This is a genomic window from Deltaproteobacteria bacterium (assembly GCA_016183175.1).
Taxonomy (GTDB): Bacteria; UBA10199; UBA10199; order UBA10199; family SBBF01; genus JACPFC01.
On record JACPFC010000103.1, the window covers coordinates 13,178 to 33,261 of the forward strand.

At 52.3% G+C, this 20,084-nt stretch carries 22 protein-coding genes, 2 tRNA genes, 1 other RNA gene and 1 pseudogene; 8 read left to right on the forward strand and 18 right to left on the reverse strand.

The genetic code is table 11. The features are described from left to right. Positions 1–8 precede the first annotated feature (8 nt). From HYU99_09825 to HYU99_09840, 4 genes are all read right to left on the reverse strand, one after another. Entirely contained in the window at positions 9–1,187 is a 1,179-nt protein-coding gene (locus HYU99_09825) for a phosphoglycerate kinase (protein MBI2340643.1), read from the reverse strand. Next, positions 1,188–2,195 carry a type I glyceraldehyde-3-phosphate dehydrogenase gene (gene gap / locus HYU99_09830; GenBank protein MBI2340644.1) on the reverse strand — a complete coding sequence of 336 codons (1,008 nt, stop codon included), beginning with the start codon at positions 2,193–2,195 and terminating at the stop codon, positions 1,188–1,190. Positions 2,196–2,287: 92 nt separating this feature from the next. Beyond that, positions 2,288–2,578, reverse strand: a complete 291-nt coding sequence (locus tag HYU99_09835) for a type II toxin-antitoxin system RelE/ParE family toxin (protein ID MBI2340645.1) — start codon at positions 2,576–2,578, stop codon at positions 2,288–2,290. After that, on the reverse strand, positions 2,575–2,847 hold the full coding sequence (locus HYU99_09840) for a type II toxin-antitoxin system Phd/YefM family antitoxin (GenBank protein ID MBI2340646.1): 273 nt from the start codon (positions 2,845–2,847) through the stop codon (positions 2,575–2,577). Before HYU99_09840 ends, HYU99_09835 begins: the two co-directional genes overlap by 4 nt. A 156-nt stretch (positions 2,848–3,003) precedes the next feature. Here HYU99_09840 and leuC point away from each other — a divergent pair, with 156 nt between their 5' ends. The 4 genes from leuC to HYU99_09860 all read left to right on the forward strand — a co-directional run bounded on the left by leuC (position 3,004) and on the right by HYU99_09860 (position 7,401). Then, complete coding sequence (gene leuC, locus HYU99_09845) at positions 3,004–4,422, forward strand: 3-isopropylmalate dehydratase large subunit (protein MBI2340647.1); 1,419 nt, start codon at positions 3,004–3,006, stop codon at positions 4,420–4,422. 98 nt (positions 4,423–4,520) lie between these two features. After that, on the forward strand, positions 4,521–5,174 hold the full coding sequence (gene leuD / locus HYU99_09850; GenBank protein ID MBI2340648.1) for a 3-isopropylmalate dehydratase small subunit: 654 nt from the start codon (positions 4,521–4,523) through the stop codon (positions 5,172–5,174). A 111-nt stretch (positions 5,175–5,285) separates the two neighbouring features. After that, positions 5,286–6,053 carry an outer membrane lipoprotein-sorting protein gene (locus tag HYU99_09855; protein MBI2340649.1) on the forward strand — a complete coding sequence of 256 codons (768 nt, stop codon included), beginning with the start codon at positions 5,286–5,288 and terminating at the stop codon, positions 6,051–6,053. A gap of 16 nt (positions 6,054–6,069) precedes the next feature. Continuing rightward, positions 6,070–7,401: a hypothetical protein gene (locus tag HYU99_09860; protein ID MBI2340650.1), complete on the forward strand. Its 1,332-nt coding sequence runs from the start codon at positions 6,070–6,072 to the stop codon at positions 7,399–7,401. Here the strand turns inward: HYU99_09860 and HYU99_09865 are convergent. From HYU99_09865 to xerD, 12 genes are all read right to left on the reverse strand, one after another. Then, positions 7,373–7,651 (reverse strand): hypothetical protein, encoded by a 279-nt coding sequence (locus tag HYU99_09865; protein MBI2340651.1) that lies wholly within the window; start codon positions 7,649–7,651, stop codon positions 7,373–7,375. The genes HYU99_09860 and HYU99_09865 overlap by 29 nt on opposite strands. Before the next feature lie 120 nt (positions 7,652–7,771). Next, complete coding sequence (locus tag HYU99_09870) at positions 7,772–8,974, reverse strand: tyrosine--tRNA ligase (protein MBI2340652.1); 1,203 nt, start codon at positions 8,972–8,974, stop codon at positions 7,772–7,774. Between the two features lie 51 nt (positions 8,975–9,025). Beyond that, the gene (locus HYU99_09875; protein ID MBI2340653.1) at positions 9,026–9,847 is read right to left on the reverse strand and encodes a TIGR00282 family metallophosphoesterase; all 822 of its coding nucleotides are present in this window, start codon (positions 9,845–9,847) and stop codon (positions 9,026–9,028) included. Next, positions 9,848–10,411, reverse strand: a complete 564-nt coding sequence (locus HYU99_09880) for a 5-formyltetrahydrofolate cyclo-ligase (protein ID MBI2340654.1) — start codon at positions 10,409–10,411, stop codon at positions 9,848–9,850. 17 nt (positions 10,412–10,428) lie between these two features. Then, a non-coding RNA gene (gene ssrS, locus HYU99_09885) (6S RNA) lies at positions 10,429–10,622 on the reverse strand. Beyond that, complete coding sequence (locus HYU99_09890) at positions 10,622–10,924, reverse strand: cell division protein ZapA (protein ID MBI2340655.1); 303 nt, start codon at positions 10,922–10,924, stop codon at positions 10,622–10,624. Before HYU99_09890 ends, ssrS begins: the two co-directional genes overlap by 1 nt. Before the next feature lie 73 nt (positions 10,925–10,997). Continuing rightward, a complete protein-coding gene (locus tag HYU99_09895; protein ID MBI2340656.1) occupies positions 10,998–11,720 on the reverse strand; it encodes an rRNA pseudouridine synthase in 723 nt (240 codons plus the stop codon). An 85-nt stretch (positions 11,721–11,805) separates the two neighbouring features. Then, positions 11,806–12,693 (reverse strand): SMC-Scp complex subunit ScpB, encoded by an 888-nt coding sequence (scpB, locus tag HYU99_09900; GenBank protein ID MBI2340657.1) that lies wholly within the window; start codon positions 12,691–12,693, stop codon positions 11,806–11,808. Between the two features lie 125 nt (positions 12,694–12,818). Next, positions 12,819–13,559, reverse strand: a complete 741-nt coding sequence (locus HYU99_09905) for a segregation/condensation protein A (GenBank protein ID MBI2340658.1) — start codon at positions 13,557–13,559, stop codon at positions 12,819–12,821. A gap of 28 nt (positions 13,560–13,587) precedes the next feature. Further along, the gene (gene trpS, locus HYU99_09910; protein MBI2340659.1) at positions 13,588–14,580 is read right to left on the reverse strand and encodes a tryptophan--tRNA ligase; all 993 of its coding nucleotides are present in this window, start codon (positions 14,578–14,580) and stop codon (positions 13,588–13,590) included. Then, positions 14,577–15,230: a site-2 protease family protein gene (locus tag HYU99_09915; GenBank protein MBI2340660.1), complete on the reverse strand. Its 654-nt coding sequence runs from the start codon at positions 15,228–15,230 to the stop codon at positions 14,577–14,579. The genes trpS and HYU99_09915 overlap by 4 nt, the downstream gene beginning before the upstream one ends. Positions 15,231–15,425: 195 nt before the next feature. After that, on the reverse strand, positions 15,426–16,367 hold the full coding sequence (gene xerD / locus HYU99_09920; protein MBI2340661.1) for a site-specific tyrosine recombinase XerD: 942 nt from the start codon (positions 16,365–16,367) through the stop codon (positions 15,426–15,428). A 133-nt stretch (positions 16,368–16,500) separates the two neighbouring features. On the opposite strand from xerD, the gene trmB reads away from it, so the two are divergent. The 4 genes from trmB to HYU99_09940 all read left to right on the forward strand — a co-directional run bounded on the left by trmB (position 16,501) and on the right by HYU99_09940 (position 18,367). Beyond that, positions 16,501–17,178: a tRNA (guanosine(46)-N7)-methyltransferase TrmB gene (gene trmB / locus HYU99_09925; GenBank protein MBI2340662.1), complete on the forward strand. Its 678-nt coding sequence runs from the start codon at positions 16,501–16,503 to the stop codon at positions 17,176–17,178. Between the two features lie 88 nt (positions 17,179–17,266). Then, a complete protein-coding gene (locus tag HYU99_09930; GenBank protein ID MBI2340663.1) occupies positions 17,267–17,968 on the forward strand; it encodes a hemolysin III family protein in 702 nt (233 codons plus the stop codon). Between the two features lie 144 nt (positions 17,969–18,112). Then, positions 18,113–18,185: transfer RNA gene (locus tag HYU99_09935), tRNA-Lys, on the forward strand. Between the two features lie 109 nt (positions 18,186–18,294). After that, positions 18,295–18,367: transfer RNA gene (locus HYU99_09940), tRNA-Glu, on the forward strand. A gap of 558 nt (positions 18,368–18,925) precedes the next feature. Here HYU99_09940 and HYU99_09945 read toward each other — a convergent pair. Both HYU99_09945 and HYU99_09950 read right to left on the reverse strand, forming a co-directional pair. Beyond that, a pseudogene (locus HYU99_09945) lies at positions 18,926–19,216 on the reverse strand (recombinase zinc beta ribbon domain-containing protein). Beyond that, on the reverse strand, positions 19,102–19,821 hold the full coding sequence (locus tag HYU99_09950) for a recombinase family protein (protein ID MBI2340664.1): 720 nt from the start codon (positions 19,819–19,821) through the stop codon (positions 19,102–19,104). Before HYU99_09950 ends, HYU99_09945 begins: the two are co-directional and overlap by 115 nt. Positions 19,822–20,084 lie beyond the last annotated feature (263 nt).

The following is a 20,084-nucleotide window of genomic DNA, read 5'->3' on the forward strand; positions in this document are numbered from 1 at the left end:
GCGCACTATTATACCTCCAGAACCTTTAGTCCGGGCAATGGCTTCCCTTCCAAAAATTCCATCATGGCTCCCCCTCCCGTCGAGAGATGGGTCATCTTGTCCGCCATGCCTGATTTGCGGATGGCCGAAACCGAATCGCCGCCGCCCACAACCGCCACCGCCCCAGCCTCCCCGACGGCGCGGGCGATTTCAAACGTTCCCTTTTCAAAATCGGGAATTTCAAAGACCCCCATCGGGCCGTTCCAAAGAATGGTCCTGGCCAAACGGACCTTCGCGGAAAAAAGGGCGATTGTCTGCGGGCCGATATCGAGCGCCTTCAATCCATCCCACTTTTCACCGTTCGTGGCGGTGCGGGAGGGAGACCCCGGTTTTATTTCGGCGGCCAGAACGGAATCGACCGGGAGCAAAATTTCGATTCCCTTGATCTCGGCCCGCTTGAGGATTTTTTCCGCCTGGTGGATTTTTGCCTCGTCCACGAGCGACCCGCCGACATCGACCCCTCGCGCCTTTAAAAAGGTGTAAGCCATCCCGCCGCCGATGACAAAGGCAGACACATGGTTCATCAGATTTTCAATCACCCCGATTTTATCCGACACCTTGGCCCCGCCAAAAATGGCCAAAAAGGGTTTTTTGGGGTTTGAAAGCAAACCCTGCAGACATTCAACTTCCTTTTTGACAAGAAAACCAACCCCCTTTTCCTTGAAATAAGAAACCATCCCGACCGTGGAGGCATGCGCGCGATGAACCGTGCCAAAGGCATCGCCGATATAAACCTCGGCAAGGGAGGCAAGCTGTCTGGAAAAGTGCGGGTCATTTTTTTCCTCCTCCGGATGAAAGCGCAAATTTTCCAGAAGCAGGATTTCCCCCTCCCGCAGATCGCCGGAGAGTTTCTTGACGGCGTCGCCGACACAGTCCTCCGGAAAAAAAACATCGCGATCGAGAAGAGCGGACAGATGTTCGGCAACCGGAAGGAGCGAATATTTCGGATCTTTTACCCCTTTGGGGCGGCCCAGATGAGAGCCGAGAATCACTTTTGCCTTGCGCCCTATGGCATGTCCGATCGTGGGAAGGCTTTCCTGAACCCGGCGGTCATCGGCGATTTTGCCGTCCGCCAAAGGGACATTGTAGTCAACGCGGATAAAGACCCGTTTCCCTTCGATGGCGATTTGATCGATGGTTTGGTACACTTAAAGCGTCCTGCCGATATACTCCGTTACATCCACCATCCGGTGGGAAAAGCCCATCTCATTGTCGTACCACGCAATAACCTTCACGAGCTTTTTGTCGATGACGCGGGTGCAGAGGGAATCGACGATGGAGGAACGGGGATCGCCGATGTAATCGGCCGACACCAGCGGCTCGGCACTGTAACCGAGGATCCCCGTTAATTCCCCGTTGGCCGCCTTCTCGAACGCCGCATTGATTTCCTTTTCGTCCGTCTCTTTGGCTACATCGCAAACAAGATCGATGCACGAGACATCGGCAGTGGGGACGCGAATGGCCATGCCGTCAAACTTTCCCTTCAACTCGGGAAGGACCAGGCCGATCGCCTTCGCGGCTCCCGTCTTGGTGGGAATCTGCGACAGGGCGGCTGAACGGGCCCGGCGAAGATCGTCGTGCGCCACGTCGAGAATCCGCTGATCGTTCGTGTAGGAATGAATGGTGGTCATCAACGCGCGTTCGATGACGAAATTGTCGTTCAAGACCTTGGCCACCGGCGCCAAACAATTCGTGGTGCACGAGGCGTTGGAAACAACATGGTGATTTTTTGGATCATACGCATTGAGGTTGATTCCGGCGCAAACGGTGAGATCGGGATTTTTTGCGGGCGCCGAGATGATGACCTTTTTGGCCCCTCCGGCGAGATGGAGACCTGCCTTTTCGCGGTCGGTAAAAAGGCCGGTGCATTCAAGAACAATATCAACGCCGAGATTTTTCCAGGGGATTTCGGCCGGATTTTTGTGGGCCGTCACCCTGATTTCGCGTCCATCGACAACAAGAGAATCTTCCTTTGCCTGAACTTCAACCGCGAGCCGCCCATGCACCGAGTCGTACTTCAAGAGATGGACGTTGGTTTTCAGATCGCCAAGCTCGTTGATGGCAATCAATTCCAGATCGGTTTTCCCTTTCAGCAGTGCGCGGACAATACAGCGGCCGATGCGGCCAAATCCGTTGATTCCGATGCGAATTGACATATTTTCCTCCTTCGCTATCCACTTTAAAAAAGTCCGCGCAGTATACAAAATAGATGGGGGGTGTCAATGACGAGTCTCTAGATGGGAAGCCCCTAAAAAAGAGGCGTCCGGTGCGCCTCAAAAACGGTCAAAATCAGGACACGGCGCCCCGAAAGTTTATAAATGACACGGTAGTTGCCGACCACTATCTCCCGAATTTCATTGCGCGACAATTCAGGCACGATCCTTCCCGATTGGGGAAACCGTGTCAGTCGTTCAGCCCTTGATTTTATCTTTTCGATAAGAGAGCGGGCGGCCTGCGGCTTGTCATACGAGATGAAATTTTTGATTTGCCGCAAATCGGAAGCCGCTTTTTCCGACCAGACAACTTGAAAGGCTTTCATGAAAGAAGTTCGTCAAAAAGATCTTTGTGGGAAACGGTTTTACCCTCTGCGATGTCTTTTTCCCCCTGCGCAATCGCCATAAACAGGGCTCTTTCATACTCCAACCGCTGGTAGGACTGCGGCGTCAAAACCACCGCCGCGCTTTCGCCGTTTTGGGTGAGAACCAGAACCTCTTGAGAGGCCTTCATTTTTTTGAGGTAGGTCTTGGAAGACTGCCGAAACCGCGAGAGGGGGACAATCCCTTTTTCAAGATTCAGTAAAGTACTCATAAAGTACCTTAAAAATATCTTAAAAAGACTTTAATGTCAACTTCGGCGGAGGGGTGAAAATTCGCGAATATTCGCGAATATTCGCGAATCATCTTGACGACTCGATAATCTTCAAATACCGGTCTGTTAGATGCAATGCTTTCCGGAACGCCGCGTATGAAAAAAACCCTCTTCGATAAAATCTGGGAAAATCATGTTGTTAAGGTTCTTCCCGACGGCGCAACACTCCTCTACATCGACCGGCATCTGGTTCACGAAGTCACTTCCCCGCAGGCCTTTGAGGGCTTAAGACTTGCCGGGCGCAAGGTCCGACAGCCGGAACTGACCGTTGCCACGATGGATCATAATGTCCCGACGGTGGACAAAAGGCACATCACCGATCCCATTTCCAAGGCCCAGGTGGAAACGCTTGAAAAAAATTGCCGTGATTTTGGGGTGACTCTGTACGGACTGGAGAGCGACAAACAGGGGATTGTCCATGTGATCGGGCCGGAGTTGGGTCTCACTCTTCCGGGGACAACGATTGTTTGCGGCGACAGCCACACCTCGACCCATGGCGCTTTCGGAGCATTGGCCTTCGGTATCGGCACATCCGAAGTGGAACATGTGTTGGCCACGCAATGCCTGGTGCAGACAAAACCGAAAACGTTCCGCGTCACCTTCAACGGAAAACGGGCCAATGGTGTGACGGCGAAGGATTTGATCTTAAAACTGATCGGCATGATCGGCACCGCCGGAGGAACCGGCCATGTTCTCGAATATGCCGGTGAGGCCATTACCTCGCTTTCCATGGAAGGAAGAATGACCATCTGCAACATGAGCATTGAGGCGGGCGCCCGGGCCGGATTGATCGCCCCCGACGACACGACATTTAATTATATTTCGTCCGGCAACTGCCAGTCGGGCTCCGACCGCCCTTATGCCCCCAAAGGAAAAAAACTTGATGAGGCAATTGCCTTTTGGAAGACACTCCGCACCGATGAGGACGCCAAATACGACCGTAAGATTACCATCGATGTGTCGAAGATGGCTCCGCAGGTCACTTGGGGCACCAGCCCCGGCATGGTGACCGATGTATCATCGACTGTTCCGCAACCCGATGCTGTGCCTGGCTTGACCTCCACTGATGTTGAAAAGGCCCTCCAATATATGGGTCTGGCCCCTGGCCAGAAAATAACCGATCTCGCGGTGGATGTGGTCTTTATCGGAAGTTGTACGAACTCGCGGATCGAGGATTTACGGGCCGCCGCCGGTATTTTTAAAAACCGCAAGGTGAAATCGGGTGTGACCACGCTGATTGTTCCGGGGAGCGAACAGGTGGCCCGGCAGGCCGAACGCGAAGGATTGGACAAAATTTTCAAAGAGGCAGGCGCCCAGTGGCGCTCCGCCGGATGCAGTATGTGTCTGGCCATGAATCCCGACAAACTTCAGCCGAAGCAGAGGTGCGCTTCAACGTCAAACCGGAATTTTGAGGGGCGCCAGGGCAAAGGGGGACGGACGCATTTGGTCAGTCCGCAGATGGCGGCCGCGGCGGCTATCGAGGGACATTTTGTGGATATACGAACATGGAAGTAACAACCGTTCTTACGTGCCTACGTTTTATACGTTCATACGTTTAATACGTTAAAAACGTAAGCACGTATTAAACGTACAAAACGTAAGAACGTACGCACATGAATTCATTCACCCAACACACCGGAAAAATAGCGGTCTTGAACCGCGCCAACATCGATACCGATCAGATCATCTCGAAGGAATTTCTGAAGTCGATCAAAAAAACCGGTTTTGGAGAGCATCTGTTTCACGATTGGCGGCACAAAGAGGACGGTCGCTTAAACCCCGATTTCGAACTCAATCAGCCTCGTTTTAAGGGGGCGTCCATTCTGATCGCGGGAAATAATTTCGGTTGCGGCTCGTCAAGGGAACACGCGGTCTGGGCCGTTTTACAATACGGCTTTCGCGTCGTCATCGCCCCGCAGAAAATTTCGGGCGGGCAGATTATTCCGGGCTTTGCCGATATTTTCAAAAACAACAGCGTCAAAAACGGTCTTTTGACCATCGAGCTTAAGGAAGAAGAGGTAAATGAGCTGATTCAACTGGTGGACGCTCATGAAGGTTTAAAAGCCACCGTCGATCTCCCCGCCCAAAAGATCATTCTGCAATTTGCCAACGGGCATCAGGCCGAGGGCGAGCGCGAATTTTCGTTTCAGATCGATTCCGGCGTGAAACAGCATTTTTTGGAAGGATTGGACGAAATCGGCCGGAGCCTGAAATACGACAAAAAAATCGGCGAATTTGAGAAGAAACACAACACACAAATGGGCTAATTGTCATTCCCGCGTAGGCGGGAATCCAGTTTTTTTTGTACTGATGCCCCATTTTAATGAGGACATGTCTGGATCCCCGCTTTCGCGGGGATGACAACAGGAAGAGTTCTTATGCGATACTTGTTTTTCCCGATCGTTTTATTGGTGCCTTCGTTGAGCTTCTCCCAATCCCCTTCCGGATACGACATCATGAAGGAGCAGGAAAAAAGAAACACCGGCTATCACGACGAGAAATCAATCGGTCAAATGCTGTTGATCGGGTCGCATGGAGAAAAAACCGAGAGGGAATTTGAATTTCGGAAGCTGGAAAAAACAGGGGGCGTGGGAGACAAGTCGCTCATCAAATTCATCAAGCCGGCGGACATCCAGCGAACGGGGCTTTTAAGTTTTCAAAACAAAAACCGGAATGATGACCAGTGGCTCTTTCTTCCCGCCATGGGAAAGACAAAGCGGATTTCCGGAACGGGGAAAAGCGGCAGTTTTGTCGGCTCGGAATTCAGCTATGAGGATTTGATCCCGCCGGACATCGACAAGTATTCTTATCGGTTTATCAAAGAAGAGGGATGCAGTGATGGGGTATGCTTTATCATCGAGGCCCGCCCCAAATTTTCCGATTCCGCCTATTCCAAAACCGTCTCGTGGATCCGAATGGACAATTATCAGACGATCAAAGTTGACTTTTATGATCTTAAAGGGCGCCTTTTAAAAACCGCCCTCTTCGAAAATCTCACGCTCACCAACAATCGGTTCTGGCGGCCACTCAAAATTTCGGTGGAAAATCACCGGAACAACAAACAGACCGAACTGATGATCAGCGGCCTCAAACTCGACAACGGTTTTAAGACATCCGACTTTACGCAGATGGCGCTGGAGAGGTAACCTCGCAAAAGGCCCGATGAAGCGCGTCCTTATTATCCTCCTTTGTCTGTTCCCCATCCCGGCTTCCGCCTATCTTGAATACAAGATCGAACCCTCCTTTGAACACTTGAGCTTCCTCCCCAACCGCGACGATTACCGGATCAACGATCAGGAAACCTTCGAGGCAAAATTCGGGTTTGTCTACGACAATGAAAAAAACTTCAAGGTCGACATCCAGCCCCGCTTTAAAATCGACTTTCGCGATTTCAGCCGGAACCGGTATTTTCCAGACGATGCTTATCTGAAATATTACCGGCCGGAGTGGGAAATCTGGGGGGGGTTGCAGACGATGACATGGGGGGTTGCCGAATCGTTCAACCCCACCGACATCCTCAATCGCCGCGATTTTGAGGACAACTACTACGACTCTGAAAAATTGGGAGAGGCGATCGGTGGATTCAAATACGGGTGGAACAGCGCGGGGCCGTTTGACAGCCTCACTCTCACCCTCCTTGCCCTCCCTTTTTTTCAGGAGGCGCCTCTGCCGGAGGATGACAGCCGTTTTGCGCTGACCGGGTCGGCGGGGGGGATTCCCTATTCCCTCTTCGACGATCAGGATAAAATGGACTATCCCCAATCGATCGGCGGTGCCCTGGAGATTGCGGCAACCATCAAAAGTGTGGACCTCTCGCTCCATTTTTATCATGGGCCGGAACGAAACCCCGCCTTTCAGCTGATGATCGACGATAACGGGCGCTTAAGGCTTCAACCTTTCTATTATTTGATCGACATGATCGGCTTTAATATCGAGGCCTCTGTCGGCAATTTTGTCCTCCGGCTTGAGGCGACGGGAAAAATCACCTCGGTAAACGACCCGAGACCGCACGACCTCCCTTTTGAGGACAACAACGCAGTGCCTTCGAACCACATCCAGTTTGTCCCCGGCCTTGACTACACCTTCACCGACTTTTTGGGCAAAGGGGCTCTGCGTTTCATTGTTGAATATCTGGGCGAAGATGACCGCTCCAACACACTTCGCGATTTTCGGCCATTCAAAAACGATTTTTTTGCCGGATTTCAATATGACTTCAACAACACCCGTTTAACTCAACTCAAATTCGGCGTCATTAAAGATTTGGCCAATCAGGAGGCAATGATGAAGTTCGAATTTGACACAAAAATCTACCGCGAACTCAAATTTGCAATCGAGGGGGTTTTTGTCCACCGCGACAGTACCCTCCCCAACAGCCCGCTTTCCTTTTTTGACAATAATTCCTACCTGTTAGGACGGCTTTCCTACGCCTTTGGGGAAAGGGTGGAGGCAAGAAAAGACAAAAAGTTTAAGCAACTTCTCCAAGGGCATCATTGATAATGGAATCGCTGACGCCATGCCTCTTCAGACTCTCAACCAGCTTTTCCACTTTTGGATCTTCAAGACGTTCGAGGTCGGCGCGGAGCCCCTGCCCGATATAGTGCCGCATTAAGGGCTGGTAGCCGCCAAATCCCAGCACAGGCGCGATTCGCTTCAGATCCTCGATGACATCCTCCGGCATGCGAGCCGTAATCACACTCATCGGACGATCCTTGCGAAGTCGTTTTCTTAAGCTAGACATCTTCATAAAATTTCCTTTCCCCGGTCGTCGCCAAGTAGACTCCAACTATATGTACATTGTCAATACGTTTATTTCCTATTCTTTTTAAAGTTCTTTGTTGGCTTAAATCTATTAATTATCAAATAGTTATAAGAACTTGATCTTCTTAACTTTCCTCTTGCCGACTTGGAGGAGGTATTCCCCGTTGGCGGGCAGTTGTATTTGCGGGTCGGAGACTTTTTGTTGGTTGAGTTTGACTCCCCCCTGGACGACCATCCGGCGGGCCTCGCTGTTACTGGGGGTCAACCCCGCCTGCGTCATCAGAGAGAGAAGGCCGACTTTGCCGGTGCCGGCGGGGAGGCTGAACTCTTCGACCTCATCCGGAAGTGCCCCCCCTTTGAAAACCGATTCAAACTCAACGGCCGCTTTTTCAGCCTCTTTTTCGGAATGGAATCGGGCAACCATCTCGCGGGCCAGATTGACCTTAACCTCTTTGGGATGAAGGGCCCCCTCTTCCACCTTCTTTTTCATGGACTCGATCTCGGAGGTCTCTTTGGCGCTCAACAGTTCGTAATAGCGCCACATGAGTGAATCGGAAATCGACATGATCTTGCCGAAGATATCTTTGGGCGGCTCGTCGATGCCGATATAATTGCCATACGACTTGCTCATTTTTCTGATCCCGTCGATGCCTTCCAAAAGAGGCAGAGTCAGGACAACCTGTGACTCCTGTCCATACCTTTTCTGTAAAGTGCGCCCCATCAACAGGTTGAATTTCTGGTCGGTGCCCCCGAGTTCAACATCGGCTTTCAAGTGAACCGAGTCATAACCCTGCATGAGAGGATAATAGAACTCAAGAATGCTGATATCCTGACCCGATTTGAAGCGCATTTTAAAATCATCCCTTTCCATCATGCGGGCCACGGTAAATTTTGAGCCCATTTGGGCAAATTCAATGGGGGGCATTTTGCCCAACCATTCGCTGTTGAATACAACTTCCGTTTTCTTTCTATCCAGAATCTTGAACACCTGACTTTCATAAGTCCCGGCATTTTCTTTCACCTGTTCTGCCGTCATCACCTTGCGTGTTTCCGAAACCCCGCTGGGATCGCCCACCATTCCGGTAAAATCGCCGATCAAAAAAATCACCTGATGCCCCAGCTCCTGAAACTGGCGCAGTTTATTGAGAAGAACCGTGTGGCCCAGATGCAGATCGGGGGCGGTGGGGTCGAAGCCGGCCTTGATGCGGAGAGGTTTGCCTTTTTTAAGTTTGGCGGCGAGTTCCTTTTCGGTGATGAGTTCGACAACGCCCCGTTTGATGAGGGATAATTGTTCGGGAATCGGTTTCATTGATGAAATCCCCCCACTCCCCCCTTCGACAAAGGAGGGCGCCGGGGGGATTTATTTCGGCCACTGACGAGATACCTCATCCGGAATCCGCTCGCAAACTCTTTTAATCGACACCGCCCGTTTTGCCGTCTCGTCAATCTCGATAATCGCGCCGCACAGGCGGACGTCACCGCTTGCCACTTCGAACTTCTTCACCGGAAGGGTGGTGCGGAACCGTTTGAGAACCGCCTCTTTTTCCTGGCCGATAACCGAATGGTAGGGACCGGTCATTCCCAGATCGGTGATATAGGCGCATCCCCCGGGCAAAATCTCTTCATCGGAGGTTTGCACATGCGTGTGAGTTCCCACACAGGCCTGAACCCGTCCATCGGCATGCCACCCCATGGCGCGCTTTTCGGAGGTGGCCTCGGCATGCATGTCCACAATCACGGCATCCGCCTCATTGTCCACCTCGTCCAAGACCCGGTCGAGCGCCTGCAGGGGATAATCGGCCTGCTGGGGCATAAAAATCTGCCCGATGATATTGATCACTGCAACCCGCCCCCCTTTTTTTGTCTCCACGATCCCCCACCCTTTTCCAGGCGCCTCCGAAGGGAAATTGGCCGGACGAATCAGGCGGCACCCCGGTTCATTCAGATACGGATAGATGTCGTGGCTGTGCCAGATATGGTTTCCGGAGGTGAGAAAATCGACCGACGATTCGAAGAGCTCTTTGGCAAGCCTGACCGAAACTCCCCTCCCTTCCGCGGCGTTTTCACCGTTGCCGATGACCAGGTCCAGCGCATGCTCGCGCCGCAAACGGGGAACGACTTCACGAACCGCATGGCGCCCCGGTTTGCCGAAGATATCGCCGATGAAGAGGACTTTAAGCATTTAAAAGATATATTCGTTCTTTTCGGTGATGACTTTTTTCAGCCGGCAATCCCACGCATCCGCGGGGAGTTCATCCACCACCTGAAAATCGTAGGCCAGCCCTACCGTCCGGTTGGGAAAGTTTTTCAGCAGATTGTCGTAAAACGCCTTTCCGTAGCCCAGGCGATGCCCCTTTTTGTCGAAGACAATTCCCGGCGCGACAATCAATCCCAGGTCTTCGAGTTTTTCCAGCGGTGGACAACTGTCTTTAGGCTCGGGGATTCCCCATGCCCCTTTTTGCAGATCGGAGGGCTCTTGCACCTCATAAAAACGAAGCCCCTGTTCCACGCGCGGAAAATAAACGGAATATCCCGACTCGAGGGCCTTCATGAACAGGAGTTTGGTCTCCACCTCGTTCTTGATGGGGGCATAGAGGCCGATATTCTCCGTCTGCCCCCACACCTCCGATTTGATCAGCTTTTCCTGAATCGGCTTGCTTAAAAGATGAACCTTCTCCTCGGGCAGGGCCAGCCTCTTTTCAAGCATTCCCTTCCGCAGTTCTTCTTTTTTCGGATTTTGTGTCATGGAGAATTTAAAACAAAAAAATCCCCGCCATTAGGCCGTTTGGGCAGTTATTATTTTTGAACCCTGATTATATCAGGTGGGGCCCATTTTACCCCTTTAGGCTTCCCGCCACACTACGAGGCGGGCATGCTCACCAGGGCAAGGGACAGGCCCCTTTTTAATTCTATCGGTTCTAAAATAATGTAACTCCCCTCGCACCAGGCAGGGATCTTACATTCTTTCTTTTTTCAATTCCGACACGGCCTCTTCACTGCCGGAAAGCAATTCCTTCATCCGGCCAACCCAACCCCGAACTTTTTCCGCCTGCCGGCGCTTTTCGTTGAACAGATCCTCCGCGATATTCAGCGCCGCCAAGATGGCCACATTGGCCGTGGAGATCGCCTTTTTGCTCGCGACGATCTCGTGCATCCTCTTATTAACATAATCGGCCACTTTTTTCACCTGTTTTTCGTCAGCCTCCGTTTTGATGGTGAAGGGCTGATCCAAAATGGTCAGGTCATAGGATTTTTTCATTGGGTCACCGATTAAGGACGGCGCAAATATAAGGAGGGGAACGATTTCTTGTCAAGACATAAAGAACCGTTTTTCAGGGAGTTAAGGGAAGGGACTTGACAAGTTGCTTTGGGTTTAAAACAAGCCAGCCTCCGCGCGGCATGCCGCACAATTTAAAGGGACCATAACCGGTGCGCACCAGCGTTTTTACCGTCAACCCCACCGCCTCGCACATCCGGCGGATCTGGCGGTTGCGTCCTTCTTCCAGTTCGATCTTAAGCCAGACCGATTTGGGATTTTTGCCGACAATTTGCGCCGAAAGTGCGCGCGCAAGTCGGCCATCAAGGACAACGCCGTTTGTCAGGCGCTCGATCTGGCGCGGGGTCGGAGGGGGCTGAACTTTTACCTCGTAGGTTTTGCGGATGTGAAATTTGGGATGTGAGAGTTTTTGCGCCAGGGCGCCATCGTTGGTCAAAAAAAGGAGCCCTTCCGAGTCGTAATCGAGCCTCCCCACCGGTTTCAGGACTTCAAACTTTTTGGGGAGATAATCGTAGACCGTTTTTCGCCCCTCGGGATCGTCGCGCGTCACCATGCACCGGCGCGGTTTGTGGAACAACAGATAATGATGCGCGGGCCTGCCTGAAACCGGCTTGCCGTTGACGGTGATGCGCGAGGAATCGGGATCGGCTTTGGTTCCCAAAACGGTGACTTTTTTGCCGTCGACAATCACCTTCCCCTGCCGGATCAGCTCTTCGGCCTGCCGGCGGGAATAACGTCCTTCGCTTGCGATGATTTTTTGGAGACGTTCGAGGGGCATAAATGCCAAATGTCAAATATCAAAGTTCAAAGGAATTTCAAAACTACAAAGTCAAAAATAAAAACACTTTGTCATTTGACATTTGTCATTCCTTTGACATTTGAACTTTGTCATTTGACATTGAAGGCTGGTCAGTCGGCTGATTCTCGTCCGGCGTGAAAATCTTCTTCTCCAGATCCCGCAGACCGCGAAGGGAATTTTCCAGGTCCTCGATCAGCTCATGAGACCCTTCATCCTCGGCGCCAAAATCGGAATCGGACGGTTCGGCAAAAAGCCCTTCGGCGGTTTCATCCCCTTCGGATGATCCGCCTTGAGAAACGGGCGCCCCCTGATCGATCAGCTCAAGGTCTTTAAGCGTGGGAAGGTCGGACAAGGCATGCAGGCCGAAAATCTCCAGAAAGGCGGCGGTGGTGCCGTAGAGAATCGGCCGCCCCGGATCTTCGCTCCGGCCGACCACGCGCACCAGATCGCGCTCCAATAGTGTGCGCAAAACTCCGCCGCTCTCCACGCCGCGGATCTCTTCCACCCGCGCGCGGGTAACCGGCTGTTGATAGGCGGCAATCGCCAGCGTTTCAAGGCCGGGGGCGGAAAGGCGGTTGGGAGCGGCTTTATATAAGGCTTTGACAAAAGGGGTTACCTCCGGCCGCGTCCGGAACTGAAAGCCCTTCGCCACCTCCACCAGCTCAAAACCACGGCCTGTCCCCTGCCGGTATTCCCCGACTATTTCCATGAGACAATCCTTGATCTCCCCTTTCGAGATCTCTCCTTCGAGCTTCCCCTTCATCTGTTCCAGCTGGGCAACCGCATCGTTTTCCGGTGACGGCATTTGCGGCATCGCACCGTCGGCCGGTTTTTCCCGATCGGAAGGTTTCCCCACACCATCGATGATCTTTTTGATATCGGAAACGGTTAGCGGTTCGGTTGACATAAACAATAAAGATTCGACAACAGCTCTTAGTTCGTTTTTATTCATAATTAAATTCCAAATGTCAAAATCCAAAGTTCAAAGGAATTTCAAAACTACAATGTCAAAAATACAAACACCTTGTCATTTGACATTTGTCATTCCTTTGACATTTGACATTTGACCTTTGACATTTATTGATACGTCTTTTCTTCCTCTATTTTCACTGCCGTTGCAACCTCCCCCACCTCCATATTTCTGGCGACGCGGATCGGCCCGAGCGCCTCCAGCTGGTAAATCCGGATCATCTTGAGCCGCGCCATTTCAAGAAGCGCCAGAAAAGTAACCACCAATTCCTCCCGGGTGACGCCTGCCGTAAAAAGATCCTCAAACGGCAGGCTTTCCGCCCCTTTTAAATGATCCAAAATCTCGTAGATCCGGTCGGTCACCGAGACCCGCTCGGCCGTAATGAAATGGGCCTTGTCTTTGGGCACTTTCTTTAAAACTTCGTGAAAGGCCTTTAAGAGGGTAAATGGCTCCACCGTAAGCCAATCTTCTCCCTCCGCCGGCGCCTCCGGCGGGGGGACCTTCGGCCTCTTGAAGACATCCCGGCCCAACAAACGGCGGCCCGTCAGCCATCGGGCGGCGAGTTTGTAGCGCTGATATTCCAAAAGCCGCGCCATGAGATCGGCGCGCGGGTCTTCCTCTTCCGCGATCTCGTCGTCGCGGTGGAGCAAAAGGCGCGACTTGATGTGCGCCAGCTCCGAGGCCATGAGGATAAATTCTCCGGCGACATCGATATCGAGCTCGTGCATCATGTCGATGTATTCGTTGTACTGGTCGAGAACGGGCATGATGGGAATATCCGAAATGTTCAGGTCATTTTTGCGGATGAGATACAACAGAAGATCCAACGGACCTTCGAAGATTTCCAAATTTATCTTATAACCTGTCTGATCCATCTTATTTACCCAATCCCATCGCCTCATTGGCTTCCGCGAGCGTTTTTTGCGCGACTTTTCGGGCCGCCTCGGCCCCCGCGTTTAAGATGTCACGCACCTGCTTTGGTTTTTTGGCCAACTCGACCCGGCGTTCGCGAAACGGACCCAGCGTTTTGTTCATGCCCGAAACAAGAATCTTTTTGCAATCGACACAGCCGATTCCGGCCCTCCGGCATTCGCGGTCGATCTCGCCGATTTTCGCGGGATCGGTGGCCAGTTTGTGGTACGAAAAAATGGTGCAGACGTCGGGATTGCCCGGGTCCTGCCGCCGGATGCGGGCCGGATCGGTAATGCAGTTCATCAGTTTTTTTGTCGCCTCCGGTTCCGGGTCGGAGAGGTAGACGGCGTTGTCGTAGCTTTTGGACATTTTCCGTCCGTCGAGGCCCGGCAGTCTGGGAGTTTCGGTCAAAAGCGAGGCCGGTTCGGGAAAAATTTTGCGGTACAGATAATTGAACCTCCGGACGATCTCGCGGGCCAGCTCGATGTGCGCCACCTGATCCTGCCCCACCGGCACTTGGGTGGCCTTGTAGATCGCCACATCAGCCGTCTGCAGGAGCGGATACCCCAAAAAGCCGTAGGTTGATAAATCTTTTCCCGCAAGTTCCTGCTGGAGTTCCTTGTAGCTCGGCACCCGTTCCAGCCAGCCGAGCGGCGCAATCATGGAAAAAAGGAGATGAAGCTCCGCATGCTCCGGCACCCGCGACTGGACAAAAAGGACCGCCTTTTCCGGGCTGATACCCGCAGACAGCCAGTCGATGACCATCTCGCGAAGCCAATCCTGAATCTCCCTGATGTTGGCGTATTCGGTGGTGAGGCTGTGCCAGTCGGCCACGAAGAAATAACATTTCTGCGCCGATTGCAGGCGCTCCCAGTTTTTAAGGACGCCGAAGAAATGGCCGAGGTGAAGCCTCCCTGTCGGGCGCATGCCGGAGACGATGATTTCTTTTTGTTTCATAACAGCAACCCCGCCACAAACTGCACCGGATACCAGACCAGAATCCGGAAGGCGCCGGTGAAAAACAGGAGAAGCAAAATCATGAACCCGTACCGTCCCGCAAAGGCGTCGAACCGGTTGGCGTACGGTTGGGGAAGGATGCCATAGAGGACTTTCCCGCCGTCCAGCGGATGGATGGGGACCAGATTAAAAAAGGCCAGCGCCAGATTCAGGTAGAAAACCTGGACCAGCGCCCCCAGGATGGTGAATCCGTTAAAGTTCAAATCGGGGTTCAGCCAGCCCGGTTTTGCCAGCGCCACGCCATGAATGATTCCGGCGAGGATGAGCGCCAAAATGAGATTGGAAATTGGCCCCGCGATAGCCACATAAAAGCCGTCGCGCTTCCAATTCTTCAAGTTCCGGTAGTCGACCGGGACGGGGATGCCCCAGCCGATGATAAACCCCCCCATGAAATAACCGAAGATGGGGAGCAAAAGGGTGCCCACAGGATCCATGTGCGGAAAAGGATTAAGCGTCACCCTCCCCAACCGTTTGGCGGTCGGATCGCCCAGCCGGTTGGCCACAAGCCCGTGCGCCGATTCGTGAAAGGCCAGCGAGAACAAAAATCCCGGAAAAAAGAGGAGAAAATTGATGACTTTTGCGCTTAGCAAGTTGCAAAAACCCTACCAGAGCCGTTGGTGAGCGTCAACTTCAACTCTTTCGTAACAGTTCGCAAATAAAGAGAGTCCTTTTGACGGAGCAATTTTCGTTCCCGCCAGCCACATCTGCCGGTGAGACAAGCCTGCTCTTAAGCGGCTTACGAAAATTGCGAAGGCAAAGGGACTCTCTTTATTTGCCGTTTAACCTTACCCCCTCGGATGAAATTTTTCGTGAATTTCAATCAGCCGTTTGCGGGAGACGTGGGTGTAAATCTGCGTCGTGGAGATATCCGCATGGCCGAGCATCACCTGGACCGAGCGAAGATCGGCCCCCCCTTCCAGCAAATGCGTGGCAAAGGAATGACGGAGGACATGGGGGCTTAAACGGGTTTTGATCCCTTTTTTGAGGCCGTATTTCCTTAAGGTCATCCAGAAGGCCTGACGGCTTAATTTTTTGGCGCGACGGTTTACAAAAACAAAGGGCGATTCGCGCTCCTTAAGCAGTTTGGACCTCCCGTCTGTGAGATACACCCGGATCGCCTTGACAGCGGAGGTGCCGATCGGAACCACCCTCTCTTTCGACCCCTTGCCGTAGGCCAAGAGATACCCCTCAGCGAGATGGAGGTGCATCATCTTTAAGCCCACCAGTTCGGAGACGCGCAGACCGGCGGCGTAAAGAAGCTCCAGCATCGCCTTGTCGCGCAGGCCGGCGGCGTCATCCGCCTCCGGCGCCGAAAGGAGGCGGTCAATTTCCAGGACCGTCAGCACATGCGGGAGTTTGCGGTGGATTTTGGGGAGGTCCATGTTTTGCGTGATATCAACCGGAACAATTTTTTCGCTAGTGAGAAACTGGAACAGGCTCCGGATCGCCGTCAGGTTCCGCGACATGGTGCGGCTATTTACCTTCTGGTTTTTGCGTCCGATGAGGAAGTGGAGAATTGTTTGGGGGGTAATGCTCGAGATTTCGACCGGGTCAGGATTTTTTGAACTTTGAACTTTGAACTTTGAACTTTCCCCGGCACTTTTCCCTTGAAGATACTCCGCCCATAATCGTAAGTCATGCCCATAGGCCTCCAGCGTGTTTTTGGAAAGGCCTTTCTCGACGGTGAGGTAATTTAAAAATTGGTCGATGAGGGAATCGAGGGACATTTTGTATTTGGGGCCCCGATCGGCCCTCCAAGGATACTACTCGTGTTATTTGGTTCGTCCGCCAAACTTTGTGGCGGACCAAACCCCGCGTTCACAACTGGCAAAGCCAGATTGTTCGCTTGGATTTTCAGAGATGATAGCACAACAAACCGACAAACAAAAACAATTCCCCTACGACTTCGAGGCAAAAAAAGAGGTCCTCTTTTATCCTTCCAAGCCGGCGGAGTTTCGTGGCGATATCCTCGAAATCGGCCCCGGTCGGGGGGATCTTCTGCTGGCAATGGCCGAGGCTCAACCGGACAAAAAGTTCGTCGCGGTCGAAATCGGCAAAAAACGGTATTTCCGGCTGATTCCAAGGATTGAAAAAAGAGGGATCAAAAACATCTTCCTCATCCGCGGCGATGCCCGCGTGATTATCCCGCGATATTTTGGCGAGGAGACGTTCGAGAAGATATTTGTCCTTTTTCCCGACCCCTGGCCCAAGGACCGGCACGCCTTCAGGAGGCTTTTGACGGTGGAATTTTTCTGGTTGTTGGGCCACCATTTGAAACCGGAGGGAGAGCTGATTCTGGCGACGGATGTGGAGTGGTATGCCGAGTGGATGACGGAAAATTTAAGACGGGTTTCTGTTTTAAAAAACCGTTTGGACCCGCAGTTGTTTGCTTCCGAACTGCCCGGCATCACGCCGACTTTTTTTGAAGAAAAATGGAAAAACGAGGGGCGGAAGATTTATTACCTGCTTTACGGCAAAAATTCAAGACACCGGCGTCAGGTGGTCCCTCACTCCTCGTTCATTTCCTCGGCAAGATGATCCATACGCCATATCAAGATCATCAAGCCGTTTCTTGGATTTTTCCTTTACAATTCTTCACGTTCCGTTGCATATCACCCCCTGCACCGTGGCCAGCAAAACCGCCTCTCCAAAACCGACTCGAACTTTAAGCAAAGACGGAAGCCGCCACGTCACGGATGAAATTTACAACACCCTCATCTCGTCCTTCGGCGCTGTTTGCTCGATAGTCGGTGTTATCCTTCTGCTTTCCTCTTCCATCGGGGCCCACAAACCATGGCACATTTTGAGCTTTGCCGTTTATGGGGCCGCCTTGATCAACCTTTTTGCCGCAAGCGCCCTTCATCATGGAGTGTCCGGATCCGCAAGCACCGAACATCTTCTCCGTCAGTGGGACTATTATGCCATCTTTCTGATGATCGCCGGGACTTTTACCCCCATTTGTCTGATTCTTTTCAGGAACACCCTTGGGTGGAGCACTCTGGGGCTGATCTGGTTTCTGGCCGTTTTGGGAATCGTGTTGAAAACGAAATTTCATCACCTGCCGAAATGGATTTGGCTTGCCCTGTATATCGGAATGGGATGGCTGGCACTTTTGATTATTGTTCCGCTGTATCGGAAAACCCCTGCGGGATTTGTTGTTCTGATGATCGGCGGCCTTTTCTTTACGATCGGCGCCTTTTTTTATTATCTGGAAAGGCCGAATCCCTTTCCCGGAAAGTTCGGCTTTCACGAAATCTGGCACCTGTTTGTTTTAGCCGGCGCCGCCAGCCATTTTTTCGCGATCTATTTTTATCTTCTTCCGTTATAAGAAATGTCTCTGCCAGCTCCTCTCCCACCTCGCTTTATCCTCGCTACTCGCTCGGCGCTCGGCGGGAACCCTTGTATTCCGTTGACTTCAAAAAAACCGTCTGTTATCTAGCCGCAACTTAACGAGATTTATCTGCCGTATTGCGGGAGGCTAGCTCAGTTGGTAGAGCACCGCCCTTTTAAGGCGGGTGTCCCGGGTTCGAATCCCGGGCCTCTCACAAAACCCACTGATGGTGGGCTAGTTGGTCGTTGATGGTCGATAGTCGATGGTTGTACCTCTATCAACCATTTTCCATCGACGAGCACCCAGTCCGCAAAGCGGATTTTGTCCCCTTCGTCTAGCGGTCCAGGACACCGCCCTTTCACGGCGGTAACACGGGTTCGATTCCCGTAGGGGACGCATTTCAGTAAATGTGCGGGATTTTTTAAAAAAATCGGCGGCGAGCGCCGCCGATTTTGCGGAAAAAGAGCCCCCCGAAGAGCCCCCCAAGAGATTGGAATTAAAAGAATTGCCCCCCAAAAGAGCCCAGGGATTTTTGAATTCAAAAGAAAGCCGCCGCCCCCCCACGCGAAAGTTCGAGCCGATTTTTTTGAGCATTTCTCGCTGAGTTTCCAAATTCGCACCGTTCGCCGCCAGCTTACCCGCATGGTGAGCCGCTTTGAGGAAGTTTTTGGCCGGTTCGAGCCAGCCCGTAACCCCCTTTTCCAGATTGGCCAGCTTGGCCCTTAATTCCATCTCCCGGTTGACCAGCCCCTTTTTGGTTCGCTGATATTCCGCCTTGTCGATTAGCCCATCTAAATGGGCATGAAGAAGACGGTCCTGTTTAACCCTGATTTGAAGCAACTCCCGATCCAATTCCTTTTTGACCTCGGCAACCGGCTGGCTCGCCTCAAGGCCCATTTGGCCTAAAATTTTGAGCGCCTCGGCAAAGGAGTCATCCGGCAGAGCGATTTTTTGGAGGGCATTTTTGATCTGTTGGGCAAAAGGCTCCTCTCGAAGGTAGTTTTTCTCCTCACAGGGCCCTAGTTTTTTCGTACAGCGATAATAAACATTCCCCTTTTGCCGCTCTGCCGTGATGGCTCCGCCGCACGAGGCGCACTTTGCCAGGCCAAGAAGAGAAAAACGGTGTTTCTTTACCTTGTGGGGTTTTCCACGGGCGCGATCAGACCATAATAGAAAGGGTTCTGGAAAATTCTGTGGACCATGCCGAGAGAAAGTGTTTTTCCCGCCCGGCTCGCCAGACCCCATTGGAAGGATAATTTTCTTGATTGGTCGATCGTATATCGGCCGGTATCGTAAGTCTCAAAGAGCCGCTTGATCAGTGGGCCTTTTACTGGATCCACCTTGGGAAAAGAATTTCGGCCGCCGGGCAGATACCCCAAGGGGGGCGGGAAAGGCCATTCACCCCGGCGAAGTTTTTGGCGCTGACCTCTCTTCACGTTCTGGGAGAGATTGTCGATGAAATATTTGCTCTGACCGAAGGCGATATTGAGCATGAATTTGCCCTGAGGGGTGCTCTCGAACCAAAATGTGGGAAATTTGAGAAATTTGAGATGACCGGTGTCGAGTAAATAAATGATCTGGCCGCCATCTAATGAGTTGCGGGCCAATCGATCCGGGTGCCAGGCGATGATGCCATTCGCCTCACCTTTCTCGATGCGTTTTAACATTTCCTTAAAAACAGGGCGGCCGGGGACTTTAGCTGTCATCGACTCGGTGAACTCGTGGACGATTGATAGTTTCTCCCGTTCGGCGAACAGACGGGCCTCGACCAACTGGGCCTCGATGGACAAGACCTGTTTTTCCTCGGTGTCGGTCGATTTTCTCGTGTAAAGGAAATAGTTGTCTTTCATGCTAGCCTCCCCCAAAGGGGCCCCATAGGGGCGGGTGGGTGTTGAAGAAAAAAACTCTGGGCCGATTGTGGATCAAATTGAGTTCACATTGCAAGAATTGATCGCATTTGGCTCGCATCTCGGGCTCACTCGCTCGGCTCGCAGGCCCGAAGGGGATGCAACAAAAAATTGTGGGGCGTCCGCCGTAGGCGGATGACCCGTAATTTTTTGTTGAACTTTCGCGTGGGGGGGCGGCGGCTTTCTTTTGAATTCAAAAATCCCTG

Coding starts and splice junctions, on each gene's coding strand:
- scpB (MBI2340657.1), bottom strand. CDS start 12,693: ATGAATAAAAACGAACTAAGAGCTGTTGTCGAATCTTTATTGTTTATG.
- HYU99_09840 (MBI2340646.1), bottom strand. CDS start 2,847: ATGAGTACTTTACTGAATCTTGAAAAAGGGATTGTCCCCCTCTCGCGG.
- HYU99_09835 (MBI2340645.1), bottom strand. CDS start 2,578: ATGAAAGCCTTTCAAGTTGTCTGGTCGGAAAAAGCGGCTTCCGATTTG.
- HYU99_09860 (MBI2340650.1), top strand. CDS start 6,070: ATGAAGCGCGTCCTTATTATCCTCCTTTGTCTGTTCCCCATCCCGGCT.
- leuC (MBI2340647.1), top strand. CDS start 3,004: ATGAAAAAAACCCTCTTCGATAAAATCTGGGAAAATCATGTTGTTAAG.
- HYU99_09870 (MBI2340652.1), bottom strand. CDS start 8,974: ATGAAACCGATTCCCGAACAATTATCCCTCATCAAACGGGGCGTTGTC.
- gap (MBI2340644.1), bottom strand. CDS start 2,195: ATGTCAATTCGCATCGGAATCAACGGATTTGGCCGCATCGGCCGCTGT.
- HYU99_09875 (MBI2340653.1), bottom strand. CDS start 9,847: ATGCTTAAAGTCCTCTTCATCGGCGATATCTTCGGCAAACCGGGGCGC.
- trpS (MBI2340659.1), bottom strand. CDS start 14,580: ATGAAACAAAAAGAAATCATCGTCTCCGGCATGCGCCCGACAGGGAGG.
- HYU99_09895 (MBI2340656.1), bottom strand. CDS start 11,720: ATGCCCCTCGAACGTCTCCAAAAAATCATCGCAAGCGAAGGACGTTAT.
- HYU99_09880 (MBI2340654.1), bottom strand. CDS start 10,411: ATGACACAAAATCCGAAAAAAGAAGAACTGCGGAAGGGAATGCTTGAA.
- trmB (MBI2340662.1), top strand. CDS start 16,501: ATGATAGCACAACAAACCGACAAACAAAAACAATTCCCCTACGACTTC.
- xerD (MBI2340661.1), bottom strand. CDS start 16,367: ATGTCCCTCGATTCCCTCATCGACCAATTTTTAAATTACCTCACCGTC.
- HYU99_09890 (MBI2340655.1), bottom strand. CDS start 10,924: ATGAAAAAATCCTATGACCTGACCATTTTGGATCAGCCCTTCACCATC.
- leuD (MBI2340648.1), top strand. CDS start 4,521: ATGAATTCATTCACCCAACACACCGGAAAAATAGCGGTCTTGAACCGC.
- HYU99_09950 (MBI2340664.1), bottom strand. CDS start 19,821: ATGAAAGACAACTATTTCCTTTACACGAGAAAATCGACCGACACCGAG.
- HYU99_09865 (MBI2340651.1), bottom strand. CDS start 7,651: ATGAAGATGTCTAGCTTAAGAAAACGACTTCGCAAGGATCGTCCGATG.
- HYU99_09855 (MBI2340649.1), top strand. CDS start 5,286: ATGCGATACTTGTTTTTCCCGATCGTTTTATTGGTGCCTTCGTTGAGC.